Below are 16,867 nucleotides of genomic sequence, written 5' to 3'. Positions count from 1 at the left end.
AGTCATTATGAGTATAAATCAACATTATAATCGGCAGGGATACGTTTACTTAAAGCAGTTTTTCTCTGAAGAAGAGTTGCAGCCTCTGGAAAAGATTCTTCATACCTTTCATCAGACATGGCTGAAATATAATGACTCAGATTATAAAGCCGGAGCTATTAACAGCCACAGCATTACCTCAGCTCAACAGATTACCAGGCAGGAAAGGCTGGATCTCCTCAGGTTTATTTCTCAGGAAAAAATTTCACAACTTGTTCACACTCTTTTCCCTGGAAAAGCCGTTTTCCTCAATACCCAACTATTTTTTGATCCATTGAACAACAGCCAGACTAATTACTGGCACCGTGACATACAGTATACCGGAATGACCATTGAAGAACAGAAGAAAAATATTATAACTCAAAATGTTCTTCATTTCAGAATTCCCTTAAAAGCAGAATCCGGCATTGAATTGATTCCCGGAACTCACAGAGAATGGGATCTGGAAGAAGAACAGGAAACCAGGCTTTCAATGAATGGCAGAAAGCCGGGGGATGATCTGGAAAGAGGAAAGAAAATACCGTTAAACAGAGGTGACCTGCTTATCTTCTCAGCCAACATGATCCACAGAGGGCTTTATGGAAATAACCGTTTTACTTTCGATATTATTTTCTGTGATGACCTCCCTGAATTCAGGGATTTTATTGATTTTAAGAACCATCCTGCAAAAGAAGAATTACCTTTGTTAGATACAGATTTATTTTAGCCTTCATTTCTCTATTCAGAAATTTAATATTTAGATTTGAATTGTTCAATGATAGAAGTTCATTCAAATCCTAAAAAACAGATTATCCACTCAAGTTCATATAAAAAACACACAGAGAGAAGACATTCAATATCCCGTTGAGCAGATTAACCGTTAAAATACTTCTCCATTTCAAAAAACTTCCCGAAATTAGCGGTCTGTACGTTAAATAGAAAATAGTGAAACAAAAAAATTAAAGTAAACATACAGCAAAACTTAGAATAAGTTTTCTTCGGGGCAGGGTGAAATTCCCTACCGGCGGTTACAGTCCGCGACTCCTTTCTTTTGAAGGGACTGATCTGGTGAAATTCCGGAACCGACAGTTAAAGTCTGGATGGGAGAAGAAAATGAAACGGTCAGTAAGATTCCTTACGGGCTTATTGTGCCGTATTTCATTTCCATGTACCGAAGACTGTTTTACCTTCTAAAAGTAAAATAACATGGAAAAATTATTAGAAAAATTTGGAGCAACCTCCACAGAACGTGTAGAAAACGCACTTCTTAAACTACAACAGGGAAAAGGAATTCTTTTAGTAGATGATGAAAACCGTGAAAACGAAGGTGATATCATCTTTCCCGCATCCACCATTACAGAACAGGACATGGCACTGCTGATCCGCGAATGCAGCGGTATTGTCTGCCTATGCATTTCTGAAGAAAAAAGCAGGCACCTGAACCTCCGTCCGATGGTGGAAAATAACAACTCTAAAAATCAGACCGCTTTTACCATATCTATTGAAGCCAGAGAAGGTGTAGAATCCGGAGTTTCGGCTAAAGACCGCGTAACAACCATCAGAACCGCAATCGCAGCAGATGCGCAGGCTGACCATATCGCAAGCCCGGGACACGTTTTTCCTTTAATTGCTAAAAAAGACGGTGTTTTCGAAAGACGCGGACATACTGAAGGCAGTGTTGATCTTGTAAAGCTTGCCCATCTGGGTGATGATGCCGTACTCTGCGAACTGACCAATGAAGACGGCTCAATGGCCAGGCTTCCGGAAATCGTTGATTTTGCCATCCAAAGAGAAATGAGCGTTGTAACCATTGAGGATATCCACGCTTACCGTACAATGATCAGTAACTAGTATAGATTAACAAAACCCTATATTTAACGTACAGAATAGCCATCCGGTAAAACGAATGGCTATTTTTATTGAAAATTTCTAATTAAAAATAGATTATGTTAAAATCAAATCTTGTTTTTGTTTAACTTTAGCAAAAAATATGGCCATGAAAAAAACTCTACTTTTGGCACTCACTGCTTTCGGGCTTTGTTCTGCACAAACTACGATTACCAAAGCATTTAACGACCCTATTGTTGGCGAAACGGTAAATAATATAATCATTAACGGAACAGTAGATAATTCTGCAACCGGCAACAATGTGGTATTCAACAATGCTTCTTTAACACAAGGCGCTGCATCTCCAACGGTATACTCGTCTCCTGATGCAACAGAAACCACAACCTATCCCGGTTCTACTATTAAAATGACAGGTGGAGGTAACACTATCCTATTTAAACAAACCGCTTCAAAGCTGGAAATTACCGGACTTATTACTCCTGATGCCACTTTAAATTTTGCGGCAAACAACGGAACTTATATATCGTATCCCGCTGCCTTTGGCTATACGGAGACTGATACAGCACAGGGAACCTTCACTTCAACAGCGGCTTCCGGAAATTTCAGCGGCAATATTAATATCTCTGCGGATGCTGCCGGAACTCTGATTATCGGACCTAATACCTACACCAATGTTTTAAGGATCAAATCAGTTCAGACTTTTAATCTGACGGTAGGCCCTTTCCCGGCCGGAACCATTACCAATACCTCTTACCTGTATTACAGCAGTACCTACAAAGCACCTTTACTGTCTTATACCAGCGCCAACATCAATGTTCCTGCTCTTAACATGAACCAGACAACCACTGCGGCACAGGCATTGAACGTTACCTTCCTTGGCACCGGAGAAGCTGTAAAAAAACAAAGCTTCAGGGCGTATCCGAATCCTGCACAGGATTTTATCGGGTTTACAGGGGAAAACGCAAATTATTCTACTGCTAAGATCTACAGCTTAGACGGAAAACTCATCAAAACATCGGATATTCAATCCGGAAAAGTACAGGTTTCTGAGCTTCCGGCAGCTTCTTATTTCATAGAAGTTTCAGGAAAAGATTCTAAGAAGGAAACGACGAAATTCATTAAAAAATAAAACTTTTTTTCAACAAACTTTTTTACACTTAACCACAAAAGTCACAAAAGCTATTTTAAAGATGTTATGATATCATAAAAGCTCTCAAAAAATAAAAGATTTTTAAAGGCTTACGTGTTCTCTCTTTCCATAGTAATGATCAACTTTAAATAAAGTATCTCAATCTTTTGTGGCTTTTGTGGTTTAATAAAAAAGGGTAAACCGCTTTAAATAAAAAATCCGTTCAGAACATTTCTAAACGGATTTTTTATGAATCAGTTTCTGACAGACATCAGAATGTAGCAGCAGGAGCCGTATCATTATTCAGCTTTCTCTGGATTTCAGTTTTCTTTCCTTTGGAGAAATCGAAGCTTACCCCTAAAACAAACATGGATTTGTTATTCATAATCTTCGTATCACTATTGTAGCTCACTAAACTTTGCGGAAGGCTTTTCGTTTTGTACTCTGAAGGCATTCCTATCCAGTACATTCCTGCGGTAAATGTCCAGCTTTTCAGTTTATAGTTGGCAAAAACGTGATTTTTGTTCTCATTGGTATTAAGGAAAGCCCCGTTTAAAGTATACACCGGAATATTGAACATATATTGCAGAGTGAAAGATTTATATTCTGAAGACGCTACTACATAATTGGAGAAATAATTATTTCTGATCAGCTCTCCGGATGCTGTCCTGATCATTTCTGATACCGGAGATATCATCGCTTTCACTACCAGCAGGCTATTTCCGAAAGGCTTATAGGATCCGGTAAGCTGCAGTCCGTATTTTTGCCCGTTCTTAGCATTTTCATAAGTCAGTGCATAGCCTCCGAAAGTATCATCCTGAACATAATACTGATTGATGACTCTATCTGTATACACGTAAAACAGGGAAGCATTGAAATCAAAGTACTGATTGTTCAGGGAATAAATTAAATTATTGGAAAGTACCTGCTGCGACTTTAAAAAAGGATTACCCCGTCTTACAATATTAGGTGCCTGTTGTACAACATTGCTGCTGAGTGCATTACTTCCGGGGCTTACCGGAGTATAACTTCCCGTAAATCTAAAGCTCTGATTATTTTTCAGCTGGTATCCTAAAATAAGTCTTGGAGTAAAAGACCATTCGTTAAAAACATTTTCAGCACTTTTATTATGAATATTAGTAAGTCCTGCACCAAGCCTGTAACTGAATTTATCTTTTTTTCCTGAAAACTCGGTATAAAAATACTGTTCCCTATAATTAACTTTATACTGTGAATATCCTGCAAGGTTATTCAGATCATTAGAAATGGAAGAACTCGAAATACGGTAGCCAGATGATAACTTTCCTGCTTTAAAGTCATGATTATGGGCTAATTCAACCACAAAATTAGTCTGTTCTGTTTTCAGGATCATATCATTGTCATACACAGAACTTCCTGATGAGACTACCCATTCCTTAGCAAATTCTGTGATATCCGTATTGTAATGAGAACCTACCGCATTAATGCTTAGTTCATCTTTACTGCCTATCTTTTTTGAATAATACAGATCCAGCTTAGGGTTGATATAATCTGATCCGTAATTTTTAAACACCCCGTGCATTTCCTTCACATTGTCCTTTGTAAATAAGCTCTCCCCTTCTGTTTTTGAAAAACGGCTTACCAGATCCATGTTCAGTTTAGCCTGAAAAGTATATTTATCAGGAACCATACGGGTGTAACGCAATGCAATATTCTGTGTGGTATATCCGAAATGATCTGTTCTTTTTTCTTCCGAACGGTAATGCTGCCCGTTCAGATAATAATCATAAATACTCTCCACCTTCCTGTTGTCATAATCTCTCAGATTAAGTGAGTATTCAAGTCCGAAATCATTTTTCCCTTTTGTGTAGTTAGCATATGCTGAAGCATCTACAAATCCGGTATTCAGTGCAGAAGTAAAATCGGCTCCCAAAAGATAGCCTGTTTCCGTAGATTTCGTCAGAATATTTACTACAATATCAGCTCTTGTTGCCCAGCGTGAAGGCGGAATGTCATAATATTCCACTTTCACCACTTCACCAGGAGCCACACTGCGGATCTGAAGGTCTGTAGCTTCAACTCCGTTAATAAGAAACAGCGTCGTTCCTCCCTTTGTACTCGTGATGGAGTTAGAAACAGGATCCAGCTGCAGTTCCGGAAGGGTTCGGAGAAGATCTTTCGCATACCGCGCCTTTTCCAGCGCTTCCTTATCAAAAGTATAGACCGCTTTATCTGCAAACTGCTTTTTCCGCTGGGATTTCAGAATGACTTCCTGGATCTCTTTTGTTTCTGAAGTATCTGCCGAATCATTTTTTATTTCCTGCGAAAACATAAGAATACTGCTGAGAAAACAAAGAATATATATCGTTTTTTTCATATCAGAATTAGTTTTATACTTGTAGAACAACTGACCTCCGGTATTTGCTACATCAGATTTTGTTTAGGTGAATAAATGGAGGAAAGATTTAAACGACAGGAACTTAACAGCATCGTTTTAAGTTCCTTATTTCATCTCATATCCGATACGACAACATCATTTTCAGTATCCATAACATCATTTCAAAGTTAAAAATGAAGTCATAGTAAAATATATTTAGTCTTCTGCCCGTTTTTTGCTGGTATTTTTTCACACCACAAAATATATTGTTATGAAAAAGCTTCTTATTCTGATCCCGTGCCTTATATTCCTGAAAACCAGCGCACAGGAATCCGAAACCATTCAGGCAGACAAGATGAATATCATCAAGACCAACATCACTGCTTATGTATTCAGAAATATTAACCTTTCCTATGAAAGGGCTATCAATCAATGGTTTTCTCTCAATATAGGGTTCGGAACCATGCCGGAGGGAAAAGTTCCTTTTATTAATGTATTTTTAAAGGATGAAGATGAAAAGCGATTTCAGAATTTAAGGGCAAAAGCTGTTAATTTCACCATAGAACCCAGATTTTATATAGGAAAAGGTTATGGCAGGGGTTTTTATTTCGCACCTTATTACCGTTTCTCTGATGTTTCTTCCAATACTTTTGATTTTTATTATGATTATAATGCTCCGGGCGGCATCAGCTATCAAATCCCGATCAAAGGTAAAGGAAGCACCAGTGGAAACAGTGGCGGACTAATGGTTGGTGTACAGTTTTTCCTCACCAAAAGCCAGAATCTGGTGCTGGATTTCTGGATTGCAGGAGCTCATTACGGTAGCGGAACGGGTGATTTCACGATGACGTCAGATTATGTTCTTACTCCCGATATGCAGGCACAGCTTAAAAAAGAAATCGAAAATCTGGATCTCCCATTTGTAGATTATATCGTAGAAACGAATCAAAATGGAGCAAAAATAAAAGTAGACGGACCATGGGCAGGTTTCAGAAGCGGCCTTTCTCTGGGGTATAGGTTTTAAAATAACGGGTCAGAATGTGATTAGAGCTGTTCTTTTTCAATACTGCTCTGCTATGGTGAAATTTGTATATTGGCGCTCAATATACCAGGAAAATGATAAAATTAATACAGCAGAATAAACTTGAAGAATTTAAATTAAGCTCCGGCATAATACCTGAAGCAAGCATGTGGATGATCGTCCTGAGGCAGAGATTGAAATTTTCAACAAGGCTAAAATTAATTTTGAAAGGCTGACCGGACAAAAAGTACAGGAACCTAACAGAGTTCATATTACAGAAAAAAATAACTTTACTTCAGTTAAAATAAATCTGTACTATCTGCAATATCTTCAAGCGTAAAAAATGGATCTCACGACAGACAGATCTCCTGTAATAAAAAACTGATCGCCACAGAAAATCTGAGGCGATCGGTATATTTTTTAATGGTAGGCTTGTTTAAATTTTTCAATCATACTATCCAGAGTATGTCGCTGGACATATACGCTCTTTACCTCTTCATACCTCGGCGATTTGTAGAAAACTTCATGGAAATCCATACTTCCGTTTCCTACTTTTACTACTTTTTGTACTTCGATATTCAATTTTCTCAATTCATCTTTAAAGACTTTAAATTCGTCTTGGATACTGGTGCTCATTTATATTGTTGGATTTAAGTTAAAAAAAATACTATTTATGCTTGTACCCCTTTCCAAGCCAGGGGGCTCTTTCTTAAATTTTAAATAAAGTTAATAAATTTATCGATACAACGCAGTACTTTCGCAAAATTTTATTGCTTTTTTTGCTAACAGATGGTATTTTTATTCTATCTGATGCAGATTTCGTATTTTCAAGTCTGTTAAGCATACCGGCAAAATCAGCAGAAACCATGATTATCAAAGCTTTTTCTTTCTGTTTTCAATTTTCGTTCTGCCAATATGGTACGACAGCTCCATATGAAATATCTATTCATAAAAGCCTGTTACAGGGTTCTATGATGGGAATTTAAAGGTGGAAAAAATATTTTTTCAAAAAATTAAAAAAAGCTTCACTGGCTATACTTTATATAAGACCTCAAACCGTAAAAGACAACAGGAAAAACTGAACGGGCTGATCAATAGGTTTGAGGAGATCAACAATCAGTTTAAAGAATTATAAATCAGATATTCTCATTATATGGTATTTTTTATTTATTTTTAAAATTGAAAAACTTAAATAAAAGAATACTATGAAAAAACTATTATTTCTTATTATTTCCGGGGGTTTGTGCACGAATTTTTATTCACAGAAGTTAGAATTTCAGGAATGCGGAACCGAGGAGCTGATGAAAAAACACTATGAAAGATTCCCTGAAGACAAGGCCCGTGATGACGCTTTCAACCTGGAACTCTCCCGATTGATTAAAAGTGGGAAAATGGCTTCTAAATTCAATAAAAATCAGGTTTATGAAATTCCGGTTGTGGTACATGTCGTTGGAGACGGCAGTGCCATAGGAACTCCTAATAATAAATCTGATGCAGATATTATAGCATGGATTAATTATACCAACGGTGTTTTTGCCGGAAGCTCGTCCAGCGGAATGGCAGGAAACAGTGCTGTACTTCCCGTAAAGTTTGTATTTGCCCAAATCGATCCAAGCTGTAATGCAACTAACGGAATCAACAGAATTAATGCTTCCCATCTTCCGAAATACGTAAGCGGGGGTGTTAATAATGATAATACGACCAATGCCGTAACCGCTTCTGACATTACAGCACTCGGCATGTGGGATACCAGCAAATACTATAATATATATGTTGTAAAAAGACTGGCCTCTAACTCCGGATTACTGAATGGCTTTGCATATTACCCGGGAGGAACCAACGATTATTCTTTCATGTCTACCAGTGCTTCAGCGGTAAACGCCCAGACTTTGGCCCATGAATTCGGGCATGCTCTGGGGCTGCGCCACACCCATGAAGGATACAATGCCTCTACCGGAGACTGCCCTACGAATACCGACTGTACTCTTCAGGGAGATCTCGTATGTGATACTGAACCTATGAAAAGTCTTTATCACTCTTCAGTTCCCAACACATGCCAGACCGGGCAGATCAATCCATGTACCAACCAGACCTATGCCGGTGGTGAAAAAAATGTTATGGCTTACACGTTCTGTTTCCGGAACCTGTTTACACCGGGACAGGCAGACCGCGCTACAGCGCAGCTTCTGCAATACAGACAATCGCTGATCAATTCTCCGGTTGCCTCATCAACAATTCCTGCTAACAGCTCTTCCTTAACAACGGCTTGTGTTCCTACTTCCATTACCACGCCGGGAAACTTCAATATTGGAATAATTGGTGTAAAATTCGGGAGCATTGATAATTACTCTTCTAACTATAAGCAGGCTGCCAATAATTTTTATGAAAACTTTACCGGAACGTATTGTTTAGGAACATCTAAAACCATTATTCCGTCAGAAACTCCTACGACACTTACTGTGTTGCCGGGCTTAAGTAATCCGCATATTATTAAAGCTTATATTGACTATAATAATGACGGACAATTTAATGAAACAACTGAACTGGTTCTTAACCAAAGCAATATCAGCAACGGCTCTTCGGCTACAGCTTCTGTAACCCCTCCTGCCACAGCAGTACTTAACACTCCCCTGAGAATGAGAGTAATCGGCGATTTCAACGGTACGGCAGTTACCGCCTGCTATACTCCAAGATACGGACAGGTAGAGGATTATTCTGTGATTATCAGCCAGAACAACTCATTAGCTGTACGGGATACAGCCAGAAAAAATACAGCTGATATTTTTAAAGACGAAGATTTTGTATATGTAAGAAGTGATATAAAAATAAATTCTCTGCACATTTATGATGCTTCAGGAAGACTTCTTTCGAATCAAAATGATGTTAAAGCAACAGAATACAGATTCCCGGTCAGCCAAAAGAATACTATTGTGATTGTGAAAGCCGTTCTGGAAGGCGGAAAAGTAATCACCAGAAAATTACAATTCTAAACATCTTTGATATAAAAAATGAGTTCTGTAGTGCACAGAACTCATTTTTTTATACTTAAACTTTAATATTAAACTTCTTTTTTCTCTCCTTCCATTTCTACCTCGTGTCTAAGCTGTGCTTTATACAATGTGGCATAATACCCGTTCTTATCCAGAAGTTCAAGGTGCTTTCCTTCTTCAACAATTTTCCCATGCTCCATAACGATGATCTTGTCTGCTTTTTCAATGGTTGAAAGCCTGTGTGCAATGATAATGGAAGTTCTGTTTTTTGTAATTTTTTCGGTAGCCCGCTGGATCAGTTTCTCGCTTTCATGATCAATAGATGATGTGGCTTCATCCAGAATTAAAATTTTCGGATCAGACAGATAGGCTCTAAGGAAAGACAAAAGCTGTCTCTGCCCTAAAGAAATGGAAGATCCTCTTTCACTCACTACATATTCATATCCGCCCGGAAGCTGTTCAATAAACTGATCCACTTCAATTTCTTTTGCCCCTGCCTTCATTTTATCCAGCGTAATACTATCATCTCCAAAGGCAAGGTTTTCAAAAATACTTCCGTGGAACAGGAAAACATCCTGAAGTACAACCCCGATATGGCTTCTCAGATTATACAGTTCATAATCTTTCAGGTCTACATTATCAATCAGGATCTTTCCGGAATTGATATCATAAAGCCTTGTAATCAGGCTGATAATGGTAGATTTACCTGCTCCTGTAGCTCCTACAATCGCAACTGTTTCCCCCGGATTTACTTTAAAGTCAATTCCTTTAAGAACTTCCTGTTTTTCATCATAAGAAAAATGTACATTCCGGAATTCTATTTTTCCGTCAAAATGGTCTTTTTTCACGGTTCCTGTGTTCGGCATTGAATTTTCTTCATCCATAAGCCCCAGCACTCTTTCCGCACCTACAATACCTCGCTGGATATTGTTAAAACGGTCTGCAATCTGCCTTAAAGGACGGATCAGCATAGAAATATACTGGATAAAAGCAATTACCACCCCGGCACTGATTGTAATATATCCTCCATAAAACAGAATAAACCCGATGAAAAGGGAGGAAATAAGCTCTACTACCGGAAAGAATAACGAGAAAATAAAAACAGTTCTTAAAAGAGCTCCTTTCAGGGTAATATTGATATTATCAAACTTTTTAAATTCTGAATCCTGTCTGTTGAAAACCTGAATAATAGACATTCCTGCAAGCCTTTCCTGAACAAAAGAGTTCTGATTCGCGGTCCAGTTCCTCTCATCACCGAAAGCCTTTTTAAGCTTTTTCTGGAAAAATCGGGTAATCACTACCATTAAAGGGAGAATTCCCAGCGTGATATAGCTCAGGTGTACATTGGTACTGAACATCATGACCAATACAAAAATAATTCTCAGGATATCTCCAAAAACCATCAGGAATCCGTCTGTATATACTGTAGCAATAGTTTCCACATCTCCTACAGCACGTGTTACCAGCTGTCCAATCGGGGTTTTATCAAAAAATGAAGTCTTGAAATAGATCAGCTTGGCATATAATCTCTGTCGTATATCACGGATGACATTCTGGGAAATATAGTTGGAAAAATAGACCAGGAAAAAGTTCAGAACAGTTTCTGCAAATACCAGCCCTACCAATATATAGATATGCTTCATCATCAAAGCCTTATCCTTAAGTTTTGTGATGTCATTATCCACCACTTCCATGGTAAGATAAGGTCTGTAGGTAGAAACGACGGATAGTATAACGGAAATTATTAATGTAAGGATGAACCAGGAACGGAATTTCATTCCGATAAAGAACAGCCTCCTTATAATCCCCCAGGTATCTTGTTTTTTCATTGTTCGAATTGAAGAAAAGAATTAAAAATTCTATGCAAAAATAAGACTTTATAATTTGTCCGCCTTTACAACTTCATCAAATCCTCATAGAAAATTTCAGATACTTATTATTTACAGTATGAATAGTTTGGGCTTTTTGTATTCTGCCTCTCAGATTGATCCACGTCTCAAAATCTGTTCTATCAGTCTACAATATCCTTAACGGATCAACGGTTCTTTTTCCAGTTCCTGTTAAGATACCAACCGCCCAGTAGAGCTACAATAACAGAAAAAATCCAGCTCAGGATATTCACCAGAGTGAATGAATGGAAATCAATATCCTGCGAATAGTGATTAGGATCCAGTATGATACCTGCCATTCCGTACATAAGGCCAAATATGAACTGTAACCCGAAACACAGGACAACTCCAGCAAAACCATAGAGCCATTTTTTCTTCCCGAAACGGGCTGCCAGCTTTTCATAATAAAAAAATATGGCTACAGCAATCAGTACAGAAATCATAAATATTCAGTTTAAAATTCATATCCTACATCCACAAGATAGAGACCGTGTCCCGGAGCAGAGGTTCCTGCAGCATTACGATTTTTGTCTTCAATAACTTTACGCAAATCTTCCGGCTTTATTTTCCCGGTACCGATTTCTACCATGGTTCCCACGATAGCACGGACCATATTTCTGAGGAAACGATTCGCGGAAACCGTAAATTTCAGTTCTGTTCCGTTCTGCTCCCATTCTGCCTTGTAAATCTTGCAGATATTGGTTTTATTATCGGTTTTCAGCTTGGCAAAACTTGTAAAGTCCTCGTATTCAAAAAGGATTTTACAGGCTTCATTCATTTTATCAATATCAAGGGACCTCTTCCAGTGCTGCCATGCGGATTCCTGGGTAAAAGGATTTTTAGCAAGGGAAATATAATACTCGTAGGTTCTGTAAGTGGCATCAAAACGGGCATGAAAATCATCCTTTACGGGAAAAATTCTTTTCACCGCAATATCCGGAGGCAGGAAGCTGTTCAGCCTGCGGCAAAGGTTTTCATCCAGAGTTTTTTCCGTATCAAAATGGGCAAATATTTTTTTAGCATGAACTCCGGTATCTGTTCTTCCGGCTCCTGTGGTTCTAATTTCTTCCCTCAAAATAGTGGAAAGTGCTTTTTCCAGCTCTTCCTGTACAGAAACAGCGTCCGGCTGTATCTGGTAGCCGAAATAATTTTTTCCGTTGTAAGAAAATTCTATAAAGTATCTCAATGTATTACAATAACTCCACAAAAATACTTTAATTTAACGAAATAATTGTTGAAAAGTCTTTGAGAATCTTGCATCAAATCCCTGTGAAAATTCCTATTTTTGCAATCGTATGAAAAGATGGTACCTTTATCCTTTTTCCCTTGGTTATCATTTGGTAACGGGTATCCGAAACACAATGTATGATCTGGGAATTTTTAAGTCAACAAAATTCAAAACGCCGATAATTAATGTCGGGAACCTTTCTGTAGGTGGAAGCGGAAAATCGCCTATGGTGATGTATCTTGCCCAATATCTTTCCAAACATTACAGAACCGGTGTTCTTTCGCGCGGTTATGGAAGGTTAACCAAAGGCTATGAAGTAACGAATTACGACAGTAATTATAAAATGGTGGGCGATGAAGCCATGCAGCTTTTTGAGCGTTTTAAAAACCGTTTTGTAATCGCTGTTTCAGAAAAAAGAGTTCCGGGAGCCAAAAAAGTAATTGAAGATATGGATCTGGACGTTCTGGTTCTGGATGATGCTTTCCAGCACAGAGCCATTAAAGCCGGCTTCAATATCCTGATGACAGATTTTAACGATCCGTTTTTTAAAGACCATCTTCTTCCTGCCGGAGATCTGAGAGAATCCCGGGCAGGCTCCAAAAGAGCTGACATCATTATGGTCAGTAAATGTCCTGATGAACTCACTGAGGAAACAAAAAGGTATTATATTTCCAGGATCAGGCCTTCTCATAATCAAAAAGTATTTTTTTCATCCATTGGTTATGACGAAAATGTATACGGAAAAGATAAAATGCTTCCGGACAATAACCTGAATTATTATGATATCCTGCTCATTACAGGAATTGCCAATCCAAAGCCTCTTCTTGAACATCTGGCAAAATTCTCGCAAAGAGTTAAACACCTGAAGTTCAGGGATCACCATAATTTTACAGATGATGATATTAAAAAGATCAACGCTGAATACAAAAAACTGGGAGAATATAAACTGATCCTGACAACGGAGAAAGATTATGTACGTTTGAAAACTTTTGACTATCTTAGAGAAATTGTTTACTACTGGCCTATCAATGTCATTATTGATAAAAAGGAAGAATTCAATCAAATCATCTTAGATTATGTTAGAAAAAATTAAGCAGACCTCAGATTTCATTAAAAGTATTATTAAGGAAACCCCTGATTTTGCAATTGTATTAGGTTCAGGGCTTGGAAAATTACAGGATGAAGTACAAGCCATTCATACGCTGGAATATCCTGAAATCCCCAATTTTCCGCAGACAACAGTTGCCGGACATGGAGGAAAATTAATCTACGGAATCTTAGAAGGGAAAAAAGTTCTGATGATGAGCGGCCGTTTTCATTACTATGAAGGCCATTCTATGGAAACCGTAACTTTCCCGATTCGTGTTTTTCACCTGCTGGGTATTAAAAACCTTATCCTTTCCAATGCTTCGGGCGGAGTAAATCCTAACTACAGCGTTGCCGATATTGTGATTTTGAAAGATCACATCAATATGATGCCTGAACACCCGCTCCGTGGCAAAAATATTGATTCATTCGGGCCACGTTTTGTGGATATGAGTGAGCCTTATAACAAAAAAATGATTGAAACTGCTGAAAAAGCTGCCGAAGAAAATAATATTAAAATTCATCAGGGGGTATATGTAGGCCTGCAGGGTCCTACCTTTGAAACTCCGGCAGAATATGGCATGATTAAAGCCATTGGCGGAGATATGGTAGGAATGAGCACCGTTCCCGAAGTAATCATTGCCAGACATATGAGCATGGACGTTTTCTGTATTTCTATCATTACTGATCTTGGCGGCCCGGATATTGCCTATTCTGTTTCCCACGAAGAAGTCCTGAATGCAGCCAATAAAGCAATGCCGAATGTGATTACTGTTGTGAAAGGTCTGATCAGAAATTATCCGTAACTTAAATTCTCTATAAAGGCTTACCTGGAGTTTTTTACTCTCACTGATGTTGCAGAAGATGCAGATTTTTTATTGATAAACATCGTAGATTTTAAAAACTTAAGTGCACTAAACTTTTGTGGTTTAAAATTATTCGCCACAGATTCCGAATAAAACCATTAGAGTATTCGTGGCTTAAAAAGCAATTTACAGCTTTACGTCTTCAACAAAAATTTAAAAAAAATAAATATTTTTTACAGTTACTCAATATCCATAGAAAATTTCAATCTCATAAATTTTTCTTAATTCCTCAAAAATCAATTTCCGGTTGCCATTCATTGTTTAGATTTGTATCGTGAAATTGTAAGAGATGAGAAAGTTGTTATTAATTTTTATGATTAGTGTTTTTGGAATAGGCTATTCCCAGAAAATTCCTACAGTTCTTAAGAAAGGTTTTTCTAAAGAGGCTTTACAGCAAAAACTGGAAAATGAAGAAGGGAAAATCATAACCATTCAACAGATTCTGAATGAGCATAAAGGAAAAGTACTGGTTATTGATTTCTGGGCCGGATGGTGCAGAGACTGTTTACAGGCGCTGCCAAAAGCTGAAGAACTGGAAAAAAACAACCCCAATGTAGATTTTGTATTCCTTTCTCTGGAAAGAACAAAAGAAAGCTTTGATAAGAGCCTTGTAAGATTTAATATGAAAGATAAAGATAATTACTGGTTTGCTTCCGGATGGAAAAATAATTTCAATAATTATATTGATCTTAACTGGATTCCCAGATACATGATCATCGACCAAAAGTCTGGTATTGCCAAATATTACGCTATTTCTCCGGAAGATCCTGAGATTCAGCAGACCATTGATAATCTTTTAAAATAATCCGACATTATAAAGTTATGATCATCAGAGAAGCGACAGAACAGGATTTAGAAATACTTTTAACATTTGAGCAGGGTATTGTTTCTGCAGAAAGGCCTTTCAACAGTACACTTATTGATGGAGAAATTCATTACTATGATCTGAGTCATTTTATCAGATCTCCTGATGCTGTTTTAATTGTAGCTGAAGAAAATAATGAAATTGTTGCCTCGGGATATGGTCTTATTAAAAATACAGATAAGGATTATTATGATTTTAAAACGTATGCCTATCTGGGTTTCATGTATGTAAAACCGGAATACAGGGGTAAAGGGATCAACAAACAGATTACCGATGCACTGATCAGCTGGTCGAAATCAAGGAATATTTCAGAGATCAGGCTGGATGTATATGCTCAGAATGAACCTGCTGTAAAAGCATATGAAAAGGCAGGCTTTGAACCGCTTCTTCTTACGATGAGACTTAAAAGCTAAAAAGCCGTAAAATGGGCTTTATGGTCTTCCATCATCTCCTTCTCTCTAAAATCCTATCTTTGTAATATGGACCTGCCGCTTCGTAAGATTATTCATGTAGATATGGATGCATTTTATGCTTCTGTAGAACAGCATGACAATCCGGAGCTTAAAGGCAAGCCCATTGCTGTAGGCGGCCAGCACCGCGGAGTAGTTGCAGCTGCAAGTTATGAAGCCAGAAAATACGGGGTTCGTTCTGCAATGCCCAGTAAAACTGCCAGGGAAAGATGCCCGCATCTTATTTTTGTTCCGCCTCGTTTTGCCCGGTATAAAGAAATTTCAAGAAAGATCAGAGACATTTTTTATGAATATACAGATTTAGTGGAACCGTTATCTTTGGATGAAGCCTATCTGGATGTTACTGAAAATAAAAAAGGCATGGAATCTGCCAACCTGATTGCCCGTGAAATCCGCCAGAAAATATTTGACCAGACCGGATTAACAGCTTCTGCAGGGATTTCTGTCAATAAATTTTTAGCAAAAGTAGCTTCCGACATCAATAAGCCCAACGGCCAGAAAACAATTCATCCGGATAAAGTGGAAAGTTTTCTGGAAGAACTTCCTGTTGAAAAATTTTATGGTGTAGGAAAGGTTACGGCTAACAAAATGTTTAGTTTAGGAATCTATAAAGGAAAAGATTTGAAGAAAAGATCGTTGGAAGAGCTGGACCGTCTTTTCGGAAAATCCGGCAGGCATTATTACAATGTGGTTCGCGGTATTCATACTTCGGAAGTAAAACCTCATCGGATCCAGAAAAGTGTTGCTGTTGAAAGGACTTTTTTCGAGGATCTTTTTGATGAACAGCAAATTGATGAAAAGCTTGAAAACTTAGGGCAGGAACTTCATCAGCGGCTACAGAAAAATAATATTCTGGGAAGAACCCTCACTTTAAAAATAAAATACAAAGATTTCTCTATGTTCACCAGAAGTATTACTCAGGAAGACTACTTTTCTTCCCCGGCACAGTATTTCAATACCGGAAAAAAACTCTGGGAACTGCGTCCTTATAATAAGCCTGTACGATTATTGGGATTATCTCTTTCTCATCTTAATACGGAAGAAAAAAAGCAGATTTCCATTCAACTAAAAATCCCGTTTGAAGAATTTGAAAACCAGTAG

Annotated in this window: 15 protein-coding genes and 1 riboswitch; of the genes, 10 read left to right on the top strand and 5 right to left on the bottom strand. The window is 37.9% G+C overall.

Features of this window, described 5'->3' with window-relative positions; genetic code table 11:
• Positions 1-7: 7 nt before the first annotated feature.
• From AOB46_RS06380 to AOB46_RS06370, 3 genes are all read left to right on the top strand, one after another.
• Entirely contained in the window at positions 8-745 is a 738-nt protein-coding gene (locus AOB46_RS06380) for a phytanoyl-CoA dioxygenase family protein (protein WP_062697456.1), read from the top strand.
• A gap of 263 nt (positions 746-1,008) precedes the next feature.
• A riboswitch (FMN riboswitch) is annotated at positions 1,009-1,134 on the top strand.
• Positions 1,135-1,224: 90 nt separating this feature from the next.
• Positions 1,225-1,869, top strand: coding sequence for a 3,4-dihydroxy-2-butanone-4-phosphate synthase (gene ribB, locus AOB46_RS06375; protein WP_062697454.1), 645 nt, complete (start codon positions 1,225-1,227; stop codon positions 1,867-1,869).
• 145 nt (positions 1,870-2,014) lie between these two features.
• On the top strand, positions 2,015-2,995 hold the full coding sequence (locus tag AOB46_RS06370; protein ID WP_062697901.1) for a T9SS type A sorting domain-containing protein: 981 nt from the start codon (positions 2,015-2,017) through the stop codon (positions 2,993-2,995).
• A gap of 271 nt (positions 2,996-3,266) precedes the next feature.
• On the opposite strand, the gene AOB46_RS06365 is transcribed toward AOB46_RS06370, so the two are convergent.
• Positions 3,267-5,351: a TonB-dependent receptor plug domain-containing protein gene (locus tag AOB46_RS06365; RefSeq protein WP_062697452.1), complete on the bottom strand. Its 2,085-nt coding sequence runs from the start codon at positions 5,349-5,351 to the stop codon at positions 3,267-3,269.
• Positions 5,352-5,622: 271 nt separating this feature from the next.
• Between AOB46_RS06365 and AOB46_RS06360 the strand changes: the two genes are divergently transcribed.
• The gene (locus AOB46_RS06360; protein ID WP_062697449.1) at positions 5,623-6,375 is read left to right on the top strand and encodes a hypothetical protein; all 753 of its coding nucleotides are present in this window, start codon (positions 5,623-5,625) and stop codon (positions 6,373-6,375) included.
• Between the two features lie 417 nt (positions 6,376-6,792).
• On the opposite strand, the gene AOB46_RS06355 is transcribed toward AOB46_RS06360, so the two are convergent.
• Entirely contained in the window at positions 6,793-7,008 is a 216-nt protein-coding gene (locus AOB46_RS06355) for a hypothetical protein (RefSeq protein WP_062697447.1), read from the bottom strand.
• 569 nt (positions 7,009-7,577) lie between these two features.
• Between AOB46_RS06355 and AOB46_RS06345 the strand changes: the two genes are divergently transcribed.
• Positions 7,578-9,362: a GEVED domain-containing protein gene (locus AOB46_RS06345; protein ID WP_062697442.1), complete on the top strand. Its 1,785-nt coding sequence runs from the start codon at positions 7,578-7,580 to the stop codon at positions 9,360-9,362.
• A 68-nt stretch (positions 9,363-9,430) separates the two neighbouring features.
• On the opposite strand, the gene AOB46_RS06340 is transcribed toward AOB46_RS06345, so the two are convergent.
• The 3 genes from AOB46_RS06340 to truA form a co-directional block, all read right to left on the bottom strand.
• The gene (locus AOB46_RS06340) at positions 9,431-11,191 is read right to left on the bottom strand and encodes an ABC transporter ATP-binding protein (protein ID WP_062697440.1); all 1,761 of its coding nucleotides are present in this window, start codon (positions 11,189-11,191) and stop codon (positions 9,431-9,433) included.
• A 206-nt stretch (positions 11,192-11,397) separates the two neighbouring features.
• Positions 11,398-11,694, bottom strand: coding sequence for a hypothetical protein (locus AOB46_RS06335; RefSeq protein WP_062697437.1), 297 nt, complete (start codon positions 11,692-11,694; stop codon positions 11,398-11,400).
• Between the two features lie 11 nt (positions 11,695-11,705).
• Positions 11,706-12,437: a tRNA pseudouridine(38-40) synthase TruA gene (truA, locus tag AOB46_RS06330; RefSeq protein WP_062697435.1), complete on the bottom strand. Its 732-nt coding sequence runs from the start codon at positions 12,435-12,437 to the stop codon at positions 11,706-11,708.
• 109 nt (positions 12,438-12,546) lie between these two features.
• Here truA and lpxK point away from each other — a divergent pair, with 109 nt between their 5' ends.
• The 5 genes from lpxK to dinB all read left to right on the top strand — a co-directional run bounded on the left by lpxK (position 12,547) and on the right by dinB (position 16,867).
• On the top strand, positions 12,547-13,572 hold the full coding sequence (lpxK, locus tag AOB46_RS06325; protein WP_062697433.1) for a tetraacyldisaccharide 4'-kinase: 1,026 nt from the start codon (positions 12,547-12,549) through the stop codon (positions 13,570-13,572).
• Positions 13,556-14,371 carry a purine-nucleoside phosphorylase gene (locus AOB46_RS06320; RefSeq protein ID WP_062697431.1) on the top strand — a complete coding sequence of 272 codons (816 nt, stop codon included), beginning with the start codon at positions 13,556-13,558 and terminating at the stop codon, positions 14,369-14,371. Before lpxK ends, AOB46_RS06320 begins: the two co-directional genes overlap by 17 nt.
• A gap of 349 nt (positions 14,372-14,720) precedes the next feature.
• Complete coding sequence (locus AOB46_RS06315) at positions 14,721-15,236, top strand: TlpA family protein disulfide reductase (protein WP_062697429.1); 516 nt, start codon at positions 14,721-14,723, stop codon at positions 15,234-15,236.
• Between the two features lie 17 nt (positions 15,237-15,253).
• Positions 15,254-15,709: a GNAT family N-acetyltransferase gene (locus AOB46_RS06310; RefSeq protein WP_062697427.1), complete on the top strand. Its 456-nt coding sequence runs from the start codon at positions 15,254-15,256 to the stop codon at positions 15,707-15,709.
• Between the two features lie 66 nt (positions 15,710-15,775).
• Complete coding sequence (dinB, locus tag AOB46_RS06305; RefSeq protein WP_062697425.1) at positions 15,776-16,867, top strand: DNA polymerase IV; 1,092 nt, start codon at positions 15,776-15,778, stop codon at positions 16,865-16,867.

The sequence above is a fragment of the Chryseobacterium indologenes genome (genome assembly GCF_001295265.1).
Classification (GTDB): domain Bacteria; phylum Bacteroidota; class Bacteroidia; order Flavobacteriales; family Weeksellaceae; genus Chryseobacterium; species Chryseobacterium indologenes_A.
This window is presented reverse-complemented; position numbering and strand designations above follow the sequence as displayed.